This window comes from Bacteroides caecigallinarum, from assembly GCF_021530995.1.
Taxonomy (GTDB): Bacteria; Bacteroidota; Bacteroidia; order Bacteroidales; family Bacteroidaceae; genus Phocaeicola; species Phocaeicola faecigallinarum.
This window is the reverse complement of record NZ_JADYTF010000240.1, coordinates 1-1,179: the sequence shown is the minus strand read 5'-3', so window position 1 is coordinate 1,179 and position 1,179 is coordinate 1. Positions and strand designations below refer to the sequence as shown.

The window sequence follows — 1,179 nt, the reverse complement described above, 5'->3', positions numbered from 1 at the left end:
AGGCATACTTGAACTTAGCCCTTGCGTGGGCCAGACAACACAAATGCTCAACATCGATAAGTTCATTGTCAAGATACATATATACGTTGTAGCCGTCGCTCTGCAGTGATTTGATTTTTGCATCACCGAGGAACTCCTTCAACACGTTTCTGTTCCTGCCTCCATGTTTCTGTACACCTTCATCATCCGTTGTATCCTCATAGAAGAAGATGACTATACGGGCTTTTCTGTTTACCAGACACCACATATAGGTCTTGCGTTTCTTATTATAAGCGTGGTAACGAAGCCATGTCTCATCCACATTCACATTCGCACCGTCCTGAAGGGCTATTTTCTTGAGGGCAGGTATCAGCTTGTTCAGTTGCATGGCACCTTTGTCGGCCCAGTTCAGCAGGTTCTGAACAGAAGTGTTCCAGTCCATATCCGACAGACGGTTCTTGGCTTCCCTGTATGCAGGTGTTGACATCTGGTAGCGGTTGAACATAAGATACGAGAGCATGTTTGCTGTAATGCTTGTACCCGGTACTATCTCATTGTAGATGTCAGCCCGGGCGTCATCTTTCATGGGAAGAAACATGCTTTCAATCCTGCCGTCGGCATGTTTCACCTTAAGCACTTCAAAGTGATGTTCCTCAATGTAGCTCACGATATTTCTTATTTTACGGTAGCTTGATGATATCACTACAGAACCCTTAGGGAGCATTGTATAATCGGACTTGTGTATTATCGGAGTGCCTACACATTCCTTGTTGTATCTCATTCCTTTTCTATACGGTCTTTCCTTGGAAACAGGAGTGGCCGGAGTATCCTGCGTGTCGCATGATGCGGCAGAGTCTGACTGTGGAACTTCAGTTGTCGGAGCAGTGGGAGTACCGTCAAAGTCATCCTTGTCATCATGCTTTCCTTTTACGACCTTTTTACGGTCAATGCCTTTGAGGCTTTTAGATGAAGCGTAGGTTTGGGTGTTCATAAGTGAAAGACGCTCGACAAGGGCATTATGCTTCTTCTCAAGCTTTTTGTATTCCTTTAACTGCATCTTATATTCAAGAACAACCTTCTCGGCATTGCTGTTTGCCTTTAGCAAGGCTTTCAAAAGAGAGGCATTCTCACGTTTGACTTCCTTCAGGTCTTTTCCTATTTCATCAAGTCTTGCTATCATTTCATCAAGCTGCTTGCTCT

Annotated in this window: 1 protein-coding gene; it reads right to left on the bottom strand. The window is 44.5% G+C overall.

The window, feature by feature from the left end; all coding sequences use genetic code 11:
- Positions 1-1,179 (bottom strand): IS66 family transposase (locus tag I6E24_RS16330; RefSeq protein WP_235329753.1); only part of this gene is annotated, 1,179 nt, incomplete at both ends.